8 protein-coding genes are annotated in these 12,820 nt (G+C 39.3%); 5 read left to right on the top strand and 3 right to left on the bottom strand.

The annotated features are described in order from the left end of the window. Positions 1–160: 160 nt before the first annotated feature. Positions 161–2,446, bottom strand: coding sequence for a DPP IV N-terminal domain-containing protein (locus tag H4J65_RS01395; protein WP_182194580.1), 2,286 nt, complete (start codon positions 2,444–2,446; stop codon positions 161–163). Positions 2,447–2,733: 287 nt separating this feature from the next. Here H4J65_RS01395 and H4J65_RS01390 point away from each other — a divergent pair, with 287 nt between their 5' ends. Both H4J65_RS01390 and H4J65_RS01385 read left to right on the top strand, forming a co-directional pair. Then, positions 2,734–3,231: an acyl-CoA synthetase gene (locus tag H4J65_RS01390; RefSeq protein WP_182136231.1), complete on the top strand. Its 498-nt coding sequence runs from the start codon at positions 2,734–2,736 to the stop codon at positions 3,229–3,231. Positions 3,232–3,318: 87 nt separating this feature from the next. Next, positions 3,319–4,353: a DcaP family trimeric outer membrane transporter gene (locus H4J65_RS01385; protein WP_182194575.1), complete on the top strand. Its 1,035-nt coding sequence runs from the start codon at positions 3,319–3,321 to the stop codon at positions 4,351–4,353. A gap of 494 nt (positions 4,354–4,847) precedes the next feature. On the opposite strand, the gene H4J65_RS01380 is transcribed toward H4J65_RS01385, so the two are convergent. Further along, complete coding sequence (locus H4J65_RS01380) at positions 4,848–7,190, bottom strand: Tex family protein (RefSeq protein WP_182194571.1); 2,343 nt, start codon at positions 7,188–7,190, stop codon at positions 4,848–4,850. A 272-nt stretch (positions 7,191–7,462) separates the two neighbouring features. On the opposite strand from H4J65_RS01380, the gene glmU reads away from it, so the two are divergent. The 3 genes from glmU (at position 7,463) to glmS (ending at position 11,872) form a co-directional block, all read left to right on the top strand. Further along, positions 7,463–8,824, top strand: coding sequence for a bifunctional UDP-N-acetylglucosamine diphosphorylase/glucosamine-1-phosphate N-acetyltransferase GlmU (glmU, locus tag H4J65_RS01375; protein ID WP_182194566.1), 1,362 nt, complete (start codon positions 7,463–7,465; stop codon positions 8,822–8,824). 439 nt (positions 8,825–9,263) lie between these two features. Beyond that, positions 9,264–10,025, top strand: a complete 762-nt coding sequence (locus H4J65_RS01370) for a DeoR/GlpR family DNA-binding transcription regulator (protein WP_182136235.1) — start codon at positions 9,264–9,266, stop codon at positions 10,023–10,025. Between the two features lie 14 nt (positions 10,026–10,039). Then, positions 10,040–11,872: a glutamine--fructose-6-phosphate transaminase (isomerizing) gene (glmS, locus tag H4J65_RS01365; protein WP_182194561.1), complete on the top strand. Its 1,833-nt coding sequence runs from the start codon at positions 10,040–10,042 to the stop codon at positions 11,870–11,872. A 737-nt stretch (positions 11,873–12,609) separates the two neighbouring features. On the opposite strand, the gene H4J65_RS17900 is transcribed toward glmS, so the two are convergent. Next, on the bottom strand, positions 12,610–12,820 hold a 211-nt coding region (locus H4J65_RS17900; RefSeq protein ID WP_220465063.1), incomplete at its 5' end, for a hypothetical protein.

Raw genomic sequence — 12,820 nt, 5'->3', positions numbered from 1 at the left:
AAGGGCCATGTGCCCTTTTTTTTCGCTTAAATTTTATAACCGTTTAGGTTAATTTCATCAACCTAATTGGGTTGTTAACGAGATAAGATTAACGCGAGTTAAAAGCCGATATTTTTACGCTATCGGCTGCTATTAATACCGCTATATTGGGCTTATATAATTACTCGCTAAAGGTAAACTCTTTTGGTGGTGTTAATGCCAGCAAATGCTGTACAAAGTAATCCCAGCGTTTACGCATCATATACGGCTTTCTGGCAAAGCCATGACCACGGTTCGGTAGCATCAGCATATCAAAGTCTTTATTAGCTGCAATTAACGCTTCTACAACAATTAGAGTGTTATAGGGTGGTACATTGGTATCAGTTGTACCATGGGCAATAAGTAGCTTACCTTTTAGGTTTTCAACGATTAATTGATTTGCTTGGCTGTCGTAGTTGCTGGTGCCATCTTCATTTTTTACTAACATACCGTGATACTTTTCACCCCACTCATCCGCATAGTTTCTATTGTCATGATTACCGGCTTGTGAAACAGCCACTGAATAAAAGTCTGGATAAGTTAACAAAGCGCGTGTTGAAGCAAACCCACCACCTGAATGGCCCCAAATGCCAACACGGGTACTATCAATCCAGTGATGTTTTTTTGCGAGTTGTTTAATGGCGGACACTTGGTCTGGAATGCCGCTATCACCCATGTTTTGATAATAAAACTCATGGAAGCTTTTTGAACGACCAGGTGTACCTAAGGCGTCAATTTCGATAACAATAAAGCCAAGTTCAGCAATTGCTTGGTTATCACCTCTAGCGCTTCTAAAATGACGACCACGAATACTGCCGACTTGTGGACCAGGGTATAAATAATTGACCACAGGATAAGACTTACTGGCGTCAAAATCGCTAGGCTTATACATTAGTCCATAGATGTCATGCTCGTTATTACGGTCTTTAACAATAAATGGCGTAGGCGCTTGCCAACCGGTATCGGTAAGCTTGGTAATGTCCATTTGTTCGATGATAAAACCTGATTTACTGTTAGTGCTGCGAATAAAACTGGTTTCTGCTTGGTTTGGTGTTGAGACTCGGTCTAAGAAATATTCAGCATTGGTGCTCAAGGTAATACGGTGATGCTTTTGCTCAGGGCTTAATAAGGTAAAATTTGAGCTATCTTTGTTAATACTATAAAGGTAATGAAAATAGGGATCTCCAGCTTCTTTACCCGCAGCAGAAAAAATGAGTTTCCCCGTTTTTTCATCAACATTGAGTAATTCTAAAACGGTCCAATCGCCCTGGGTTATTTGATTTTTAATTTTACCCGTTATGGCATCAACTAAATATAAATGCCCCCAATTTGAGCGTTGAGAAAACCAAATAAACTCATTACTTTGATCAAGGTATTGCCAACTAATGCCACTAACACCTGACTCGAAAAAGCTCTCGGCAGTTTCAGTTAATACTGTACGCACTTTACCGCTTACAGCATCTGCTATTTTTAAGCTTGCAGTTTTGTGATCGCGTGTTGATGAGACAAAGGCAAAATGACTGCTGTCGCTCGACCAGTCAACGTCTAACAAACTACCATCACTACCAGCAACATGGTCTGTTATGGTTGATCTGTGATCATCGGCAGGCATATCTAGCACCACTACATTCGCCTGCTCAGTATCAATCACTACACGGTGAATTTTGAAGATGTTTTTATCACCCGGTAATGGATATTTCCAAACATCAATTTCAGGGTGACCAACCGCGGTAGACACTATAGCCATTTCGCCAACGTTTCGGCTGTCATGTTTAAAGGTGGTGAGTTTTTTCGAATCGGGTGACCATTTTACTACCGGCTTGTCACCGCGAACCCAGCCTGCATTATTGGTGGCGTAACCAAAGTTTGCTATCCCATCAGTGGTTAATTGTTTCTCGCTATTATCATTAAGGTTACGCAGCCATAAGTTGTGCGCTTTAATATAAACTGCCAGCTTGCCATTAGGCGAAACTAACTCACTGTCTTTAATCGCAATTGCACTCAGTTGACATAAGTAATTATCAATATTACATTGGTATAATTTATCATCTAAAGTTAGCGAAATTATTTTTTCACTTATCAGTTCAAAGCGATTAAAAGGTAAATTTTCTGGTTTTATTTCTTGTTCAGTAAGGCGAGCTAATGCCCGAGTAAGCTTTTGATGATCGAAGGCCAATTTCTTTTCTTTTGTTACAGCGTCAAAGATAAAAAATTGTTTGCCTTGCTGGGTTTGGCTGCTATAAATCAGCTTATTGCTTTCAGTCCAGCTTGGATATTCTACTGTGCCAACAACTAATTTTTCGGTGTGTTTGCTCAGTTGACGCTCAGCTTGTTGGTATTTTTCAATGTTGAGTGATTCAGCATTAACACTAAAAGCTAGGCATGCTAAAACTGTGCTTGATGATATAGATTTTATTTTTGAAACCATGAATAACCTTGATTTTATCAGTTATAAAAATAGGATTTTTAAGATGTTATCATTTCTGATAACGGTACTGTGGAGATTTTCGACCAGATGAATATTGATTGCGATAGCTAACCATTCAGTTGCCGCTAATTCGTTGATTTTTACTTTATCTAGACTAAAGTCTAGGTTATTTTTTGTCAATTTTAGACTTAGGTCTAATTTATAAACTAACGCTAACTCTCTACTGTTACTAACATAATAAATAGCTTTGATTAAAATTCGATCAAAGTGATGAAATAGAGAGTAATATGCCGAACTTGTTTAATCATAGTGATCAGAGTGGTCAACAAGCACAATTGTCTTGGTTGCAGTCGAGCAATGGTGAATGGTTTTATTTCAGTGACAAAAATTTTATTAATGAAGATACGTTATTAGCTCGCGAGCAAGATTATATCTGGTTAGTGTCACAAGCTACTGCTGCTGATAAAGTCAGTGGTTATCGTGTTGCTAACCAAACAATAGAAGAGTTTATTGAGCAATTAGCCGATGTTAATCAGGTCGTTGTGTTTGGCGTTCCTCACGAGAAAAAAGGCAATGCGATTCATGTCTATGTTGAGTTAAATAACCCAGCGACTGAATTATCAACACTATCAAACACTATTAATGCAAAACTTGTTGGCTGTTTGGGTGACTTTGCTCAGGCTGATACCATCAAATTTGTTGATCAATTACCGATTGCTCAAAACAAAAATGTTTCTAGAAAAATATTAAAGTCTCAAAATATAACCATGAATTATGCAGCATAAAAATTATAAAAAAATAAAAACGATAAAAACACGACCAGAGCATATCTTTTGTTGCTCTAAGATCAATAACAGACGGGGAAAGTAAAAATGTTTAAGATGAAAAAGCTTTTATTAGCAACAGGTCTTTTGGCTATGGCCGGCAGTGCAACTGCTGGTTATGAAATTAAATTGTCAGACAAAGATACCATTACTTTTGGTGGTTATGTCAAATTAGACGCACGATATGTTGACGGTAACATTAACAGTATCGTTAATGATTATTGGGTCGGTGCAGGTAACGTTGGCGATATTTCTCGCACTAGCTTTCGTGCAACAGAGACGCGCATTAATACTAAATATGTTCATGGTGATGTAACTGGCTTTATTGAGTTTGATCTTCATGGCGGCGGTGGTAATGAAATTGTTTCAAACTCATCAAATCCAAGATTACGTCACGCATTTATCAAATATAAAAATATTCTAGTTGGTCAAACTTGGTCAACATTTGTCAATACCAGTGCTTTAGTTGATGGCGTTGATTTTGGTGGCCCGCTCAATGCCTCTGCGTTTATTAGACAAGGGCAAGTACGTTATACCCAAGGTAACTTTCAAGTTGCCTTAGAAAACCCTGAATCTGACAAAGGTGATTCAAGTCAAGACTCTATGCCTGACGTTGTTGCTAAGTATACCTTTAATGGTGACTGGGGTAATATTTCTGTTGCCGGTTTGGCGCGTCAATTAAATACTGTTGGTGGTAATTCTGAGTCAGCATTTGGTTACGGTATTACGGGTAAAATCAACACATATGGTAAAGATGATTTACGTTTTCAAATCCACGGTGGTGAAACCGGACGTTACGTTGGTGTAGTAGCCGCGCGTGATTTAGTGGGCGAAAAAGTAGAAGAGTCAAAATCTTATATGGTTGCTTATCGCCATTTTTGGAGTGATGATATTCGCAGCACTGCATTTTACGGTAAAACATCAACAGAAGTTGCTGATACCGATAGAAGACATTGGGGCGTTAACCTCTTTAAAAGCTACACCAAAGAGCTTTCATTTGGTGTCGAAGTAGGCAACTTTGAATCTGTAGATCAAAATGCTGATTCAGATTACGTACAATTTTCAGCTAAATACGTGCTTTAGTTTAACATCTTACGTTAGTTAACCTCCCAACCGAGGTTGTTTTGGGGAAGCTTCTTGCTTCCCCTTTTTTATGTTCAGGATGAAGGGTATGTCATGATCATATGGATGTGAAAGAATGACGATGTTCAGGATGAGAAGTCTGTCATGATCACATACTCGCTTCTTGCCATCTCGGTAATTGCGCCTGCATTACTCTAATGACTTACGTCGATGTAAGAACATGGCATTACGACATTAATGCGTCCATGCATGTTGATGTGAAATAATGACGATGTTCAGGCCATCGATAGCTTCACGGCCTCAGTGCATCCTGCATCCCGTTCAAAGCCATCTAAGTAATTGCTCCTTGCATTACTCTAATGACTTACCGGCATATAAAAATATCCACCTTAATGAATGATCATCTTGATTTAGTGGTTTCTGCTATCTTTATAGCGCTTGCTTTTAACCTATAACTGACCGCTCATAACGGCTAACTTAACCATAAGTTATAGTTATTTTTTTAGGTTGGCAAAAGCGTCAGCAAAGGCATTACCCATAGCGGCATTATTTGACGCTTTTGGTTGCTGTGTTTTTGCCTTATTTCTGCTCTGTTGTGGTTGTTTAGTACTTTTGTCGTTAGCTTGTGCTTTTTGAGACTGTCCTGAAGGCTGACTTTTTGCTTGTGCTATTGTTTCATCTAAACGCATCGTTAAACTGATGCGTTTGCGTTGTGGGTCAACTTCCGTCACTTTAACTTTGACCACTTCACCGGCTTTGACAATTTCATGCGGGTCACTGACAAATTTATCGGTCAGTGAAGAAATATGCACTAAACCGTCTTGATGCACACCCACATCAACAAAAGCGCCAAAATTCGCTACGTTAGAAATAACCCCTTCGAGTATCATGCCCACTTTAAGGTCGTTAATGGTATTAACACCGGCTTGAAAAGTGGCGGTTTTAAATTCCGGACGAGGATCACGACCGGGTTTTTCTAATTCGCTAATAATATCTTTAATGGTTAGCGCACCAAAAGCATCGCTAGTTAAGCTGTCGATATTAATTTTTTCTAGCGTTGATATATTACCCATTACTTGACTGATATCAGTGTCGAGTTGTTGTAATATTTGCTCAACTAAGCGGTAAGTTTCAGGATGAACGCCTGAATAGTCTAGCGGGTTATTACCCTGGCTTATGCGCAAGAAGCCTGCGGCTTGTTCAAAGGCTTTTGGTCCTAAGCGAGCGACTTTTTTTAATTCATTGCGATTGTTAAATCGGCCGTGTTCATCGCGAAAACTAACGACATTATTTGCCATAGTTTTGTTTAAACCTGAAACCCGTGATAACAAAGCGGCAGAAGCACTATTTAAGTCAACCCCAACTGCGTTAACACAATCTTCAATAACATTGTCTAAGGTTTGGCTGAGTTGGCTTTGGCTGACATCATGTTGATATTGACCAACACCAATGGCTTTGGGATCTATTTTCACTAGCTCTGCCAACGGGTCTTGTAAGCGGCGTGCAATAGATACCGCACCGCGAATTGACACATCTAAATCGGGAAACTCTTTGGCGGCAAATTCTGATGCTGAATAGACTGATGCGCCGGCTTCACTGACAATCACTTTGGTGGGCTTATTAGTTTCTAACTTAGTAATAACATCGGCGATAAGCTGGTCACTTTCACGTGAAGCCGTGCCGTTACCTATCGCGACTAATTCTACTTTATGTTGTTGGCATAAATTAACTAAAGTACGTACTGATTTATCCCAATGATTTTGTGGCGCATGAGGAAATATAGTCGCCGTTTGTAATAATTTACCGGTAGCATCAACAATCGCCAATTTACAGCCGGTTCTAAGACCGGGATCTAAACCTAAGGTTGTTTTTGGCCCTGCTGGCGCCGCCATCATTAAGTCGTTTAAATTACGTGAAAAAACCTTAATCGCTTCAATTTCCGCTTGTTCGCGTAATTGACCTAATAATTCTGTTTCCAAACTTTGGCTTAACTTTATTTTCCAGGTTGTTTGTACCACTTTGGTTAAAAATGTTGCCGCGGCTTGCCCAGTTAAGCGCAAATTGAAATGCTCGGTGATCAGCTGTTGTGCGCTTGAAAAAGCCCCTTCTTGGCCGGGGTCGACATCAATACTTAATGATAATAATTTTTCATTACGACCGCGTAACATAGCAAGCATACGGTGTGATGGCACCGACTTTAATAATTCGGAATGTTGAAAGTAATCACGATATTTTGCGGCGGCTTTATCTTTGCCTTTGATTAATTTACTGCAAAGGTGTGCTTGCTTAAGTAAATGACGACGTAATTTTTGAATTAAATTAGCGTCTTCGGCAAAGCGCTCCACCAGAATATAGTGCGCACCTTCAAGTACTGAATTTTCATCACTAAAACCCTGCTCTTTATTGATAAAGGCTTGTGCTTCTTGTTCAGGGTTAAGTTGCCAATTATTATAAATTTTATTGGCTAGCGGTTCTAAACCCGCAGCAATCGCAATTTGCCCTTTGGTTCTTCTTTTCGGTTTAAAAGGTAAGTAAAGATCTTCTAAACGAGTTTTATTGTCGGCATTATTGAGTTCAGCCGCTAACGCAGGGCTTAATTTACCTTGTTGCTCGATATTGGTCATAATAACTTTTCGACGATCGGCTAAATCTCGCAAATAAACTAAGCGTTGCGCTAAGTAACGCAAATGATTGTCATCAAGCCCTTGAGTGACTTCTTTTCTATAGCGAGCAATAAAAGGAACCGTTGAACCTTCATCTAATAAGTTTATAGCCGCATTTATTTGGCTGGTTTTTACATCAATTTCTTTGGCTATTTGCTCAGCAATGGGGGTCATCTATACGGGATCCTAGTTGAATAAAAGTGGGGTGTTTACCGTCTATTTGTTGCACATAGTATATACCCAAACGCTCGCAAGGTGCGATATACCGGCTAAGATTTTTTCTTGTCAGCGAGAAAAAACTATACAGGTTAAGCGCTTAATATGATTTTAATAGAGAAGCATTTAATTTAACGTTACAATGTTGGCATACGTTAATGCCAAGTTAATCAATTTATGCTTAATGACAACTTGTATTATGTAACTTTATAAAAATAATCGGACAAATTATGGCTCTCTCTGTTGTTATCTTAGCTGCGGGTAAAGGCACTCGCATGCGCTCTGCTTTACCCAAAGTTCTTCATCCCGTTGCTGAAAAGCCGATGGTCTCTCATGTTATTGACGCTGCACGTCAAGTTGATAGCGAAAATATCTACTTGGTTTATGGTTTTGGTGGCGATGTGCTTAAAGCCAAAGTCACGGGTGATGATTTAACCTTTGTAGAACAAAAAGAGCAATTAGGCACAGGTCATGCTGTTGATATGGCATCGCCATTTTTATCTGACGATGAAGATGTATTAGTGCTTTATGGTGATGTACCTTTAACTAAAGTGAGCACATTACAGCGATTAATTGCCGCTAAGCCTGACAATGGTATGGCGTTATTAACCGTGCATTTAGCTAACCCAGCCGGCTATGGTCGTATTATGCGCGATAGCTCAGGCACAGTGGTTGGTATTGTTGAACAAAAAGATGCCACTGTTGAGCAACTATTAGTTAATGAAGCTAACACAGGTATTTTATTGGCCAATGGCGGTGATTTAAAACGCTGGTTAGCCAATTTATCAAGCGATAATGCCCAAGGTGAATATTACTTAACTGACATTATTGCCGCTTGCCATCAAGAAGGTAAGCTTATTGCAACGGCCCACCCTGATAGTGAAATTGAAGTAGAAGGTGCCAACAACCGTGTGCAACTGGCCGGTCTAGAACGCGCGTATCAAATAAGAAAAGCAGAAGCTTTGATGATTGCTGGCGCGAGTTTACGTGATCCTAACCGTATTGATATTCGTGGCCATGTTAGCGTGGGTCAAGAAGTGGTGATCGACGTGAACTGTATTTTTGAAGGCAATGTTGATATTGCCGATAACGCGACCATTGGCGCTAATTGTATTTTAAAAAATTGTACTATCGGCAAAGGTGCTGACATTAAACCTAATACCATGATCGAAGGTGCCATTATTGGTGAGCTAGCCTCAGTAGGTCCGTTTGCTCGTATTCGCCCCGGCACAGAATTAAAACGTGATGCTCATGTGGGTAATTTTGTTGAAATGAAAAAAACATGCTTAGGCGAAGGTGCAAAAGCGGGCCATTTAAGTTATTTAGGTGATGCAGAAATAGGCGCTAACGCTAACATTGGTGCTGGCACTATTACGTGTAACTATGATGGTGTAAATAAAGCTAAAACAATTATCGGCGCGGGGGCTTTTATCGGTTCAAATGCCTCATTAGTAGCACCTGTTGTTATTGGTGAAATGGCCACAACTGGCGCCGGTTCAGTTATTGTTAAAAATGTTGATGATCATGAATTAAGTGTGGCGCGTGGTAAACAGCGTAATATTGCTGGTTGGAAACGCCCAAGTAAAAAATAACCTTATATCCTTGGTATAAGCCTATTAAAATTTATCATGAGAAAAATGCACAAATTTAACAATGCGTGCATTTTATTTTTACCATAACTTATATCCATATCACTCACTTTGTGAGTATTTCTACTTGTTAAAATAACCAACAACGACATTATTTATTTCATAGTTAGAACAACTAGTTATTAAATAAATAGCTTATATTGAGCCATTTTCTCTAGCTATAAAATAGCTCAGCCAACCAATATAATATTTATTATCAATAAACTAACGGTCAACGGATAATAAGCTCAAAAATACTCATTTACGCTGAAAACCAGATGAGAGTTAATCAATAGTTAACTAAATTGATGCCCGATCTTTAGATAAATATTGTTTTTATTTTCAGCTTTTGTTTTAATAGCTAAGTTTTAAACCGAAACTTTTTAAGAGTAAAACGAAAGCAATGTCAAAACGAAATACTCAGCAACGTCGTCACACCATTATTGCCGAGCTAAGCAACCTAGGTGAAGTAAGTGTTGATAGGCTTGCAAAAATGTTTGATACCTCAGAAGTTACTATCCGTAAGGACTTGGCAGTATTAGAAAATAGTGGTTTACTGCTGCGCAGATATGGTGGCGCAGTGCCTTTACCTCATGAAATTATCGCGCCGAAAACAGATAAAGTTTCGAAACGAAAGATAATGATCGCAAAAACAGCGGCATCGCTGATCAGAGACCATAATCGTATTATTTTAGACAGTGGCAGCACAACATCAGCGTTAGTGCGGGAGTTGAATGTAAAACAAGGCCTAGTGGTGATGACTAATTCACTTGCTATAGCGTCTGATTTACATGCACTAGAAAACGAACCGACATTATTGATGACCGGTGGTACTTGGGACCCGCATTCGGAGTCATTTCAAGGGCAAGTGGCAGAAAGTGTTTTACGCTCTTATGATTTTGATCAGCTATTTATTGGCGCCGATGGCATTGATTTAGCTCGCGGTACAACAACGTTTAATGAACTGCTAGGCTTAAGCCGAGTTATGGCGGAAGTATCTCGTGAAGTTATCGTGATGTTAGATTCAGAAAAACTTAATCGTAAAATACCTAATTTAGAATTACCTTGGGGTAAGATTCACACGTTGATCACAGATGCAGATATGCCTGAAAACGTACGAAGTGAAATTATCAAACAAGGCGTTAACCTCGTTATAGCAAGTTAAAAAGGATAGAGAATATGTGTGGAATTGTTGGTGCTGTCGCACAGCGTGATGTAGCAGACATTTTAGTAGAAGGTTTAAAGCGATTAGAATATCGTGGTTATGACTCTGCTGGTGTTGCAATTGTTGATAATAATAACCAACTTAATCGCGCCCGTCGTTTAGGTAAGGTGCAAGAGCTTGCTGATGCATTACATGCTAACCCAATAGCAGGTGGTACGGGTATTGCGCATACACGTTGGGCAACACATGGTGCACCAAGTGAAGCTAATGCACATCCGCATATTTCGTCAGAAACCATTGCGGTTGTGCACAATGGTATTATTGAAAATCATGAAGCTTTACGCACTCGTTTGCAAGGTTTAGGCTATAGCTTTACCTCTGAAACTGACACAGAAGTTATCGCTCACTTAGTGCATCATGAATTAAAATCCACCGATAGTTTGTTAAGTGCTGTTCAAGCGACTGTAAAACAATTAACCGGGGCTTATGGCACTGTTGTACTTGATACTCGCGACAAAGACCGTGTGGTGGTTGCACGTTCTGGTAGCCCATTAGTGATTGGCTACGGTGTTGGTGAAAATTTTATTGCCTCAGATATGCTGGCACTATTACCAGTGACGCGTAAATTTGCCTTCTTAGAAGAAGGTGATGTTGCCGAAGTTACGCGTTTTGAAGTGAACGTTTTTGATACTAACGGCAAGCCTGTAACACGCGAAGCGAAAGAGTCTGCGGTTAGCCATGATGTTGGCGATAAAGGTGAATATCGTCACTACATGCTAAAAGAAACCTTTGAGCAACCTACCGCCATTCGTAATACCTTGGAAGGTCGCTTACTGGGTAACGTTTTAGACATCAATACCTTTGGTGAAGGCGCTGATGCTATTTTTCAAAAAATTGAACATGTGCAAATTATTGCCTGTGGTACCAGTTACCATTCAGGTATGGTGGCACGCTATTGGTTAGAAGCCTTAGCCGGCGTGTCATGTAATATTGAAATTGCCAGTGAATTTAGATACCGCCAGTCGCATGTACCTAAAAATGCCTTGTTAGTGACTATTTCACAATCAGGCGAAACTGCTGATACTTTAGCCGCCTTACGTTTAGCTAAACAAATAGGTTATCAAGCTAGTTTAACGATATGTAATGTTGACGGTTCTTCATTAGTACGTGAATCGGATTTGGCCTTTATGACTAAAGCGGGTGCTGAAATAGGCGTTGCTTCAACAAAAGCCTTTACCACTCAACTGGTGGGTTTATTAATGATGACCTTAGCGATTGGTCAGCATCACGGTATGTCAAAAGACAAGCAAACCGAAATTGCTCAATCATTAATGACCTTACCGAGTAAGTTAGAAGAAGTGTTAGCACTTGCGGGCTCAATTGAAGACTTAGCAGAAGATTTTGCTGATAAACATCATGCGTTATTTTTAGGACGTGGTGATCAGTACCCTATCGCGATGGAGGGAGCATTAAAGCTGAAAGAAATTTCATACATTCATGCTGAAGCCTATGCTGCCGGCGAACTTAAACATGGACCACTGGCGTTAATTGACGCCGAAATGCCCGTTATCGTTGTAGCACCTCAAAACGATTTAATTGAAAAGTTAAAATCCAATGTTGAGGAAGTACGTGCTCGTGGTGGTTTAATGTATGTATTTGCTGATTCAGACGCTAACTTCAGCAGCGATGACACCATGAAAGTGATTAATGTGCCAGTATGTGATGACTTAATTGCCCCTATCGTTTACACCTTGCCGCTACAATTACTGTCTTACTATGTTGCCATCATCAAAGGTACCGATGTTGACCAACCGCGTAACTTAGCCAAGTCGGTGACGGTTGAATAGTTTGCTGTCATGGGGTTAAAAACTCTAGCAGTTAAATAACATTGTAAACTCAAAAGTAGATAAGAACATTTTAAAGCAGCCTTAATATCAGGCTGCTTTTTTGTTGCTGGGGTTGAGAGAAGCAAAATAAATACATTAACAAACCTCATTAATGTATTTATTCTAAGGCAAAGAATACGGTTATATTTGACAAAAAAAACATACAGTTCATTGAGCTAAATATTCAGACAATGTCATCAAAATTTAGCATTATGCAGGATTATTTGCTGCTATTGCTAGTGCCCACCGTCAGACCAGATAAGGCTCTGTAAATATTGATTCCAGCTAACTAAATGCATGGCATTAGCGGATTTCTTGAACCATCACGACAACACTTTAATCATTTTTTACTAACTGTGATGCGCCCATGCATCGGAACTCGGAGTAACTGGCATGATTGATTTTGATTTGAAGGTAGACGTTAGCGATATTCATTATTTATTAAGATAAGCTTACTTTTGGCGCAGTTTTTCTATTGTTGATACTTTTTACATCAGTAAAATCTTACCTAATTTGTTAGTGATAAATTTGGTTTAGTGAGTATATTTCAGTGCCGAATAATATTTGCATTAACGGTGAATGAACAATATTTTGTAACGGCTAATTAAGATGCTTAAGTTGCTGTACTTATTTAAAGCGCAGTAGCGCCAGAAAGTCTCTTTTTGGCGGATAAAATTAGTAGCATAAATAAAGTGAACTTATGCGATGAGTTGTGCTATCTTTACGATTAATGGCATGGAAAAGAAAAAATCCTGCTTGAAGTTAAGGGAGTAAACCATTAGTAGCGCATCCAGGGACGATAGGTTGGAAGCACTCTTAATGGTTTTTTTGTGCCCAAAATTACTGATTTGCTTTGTTTTACGAAAATGGGGAGTGAAAAAGACCAAGAGCAAAAAAACAAAAACAAAA

It is taken from the genome of Colwellia sp. MB02u-9 (genome assembly GCF_014077085.1).
GTDB lineage: Bacteria > Pseudomonadota > Gammaproteobacteria > Enterobacterales > Alteromonadaceae > Cognaticolwellia.
This window is presented reverse-complemented; position numbering and strand designations above follow the sequence as displayed.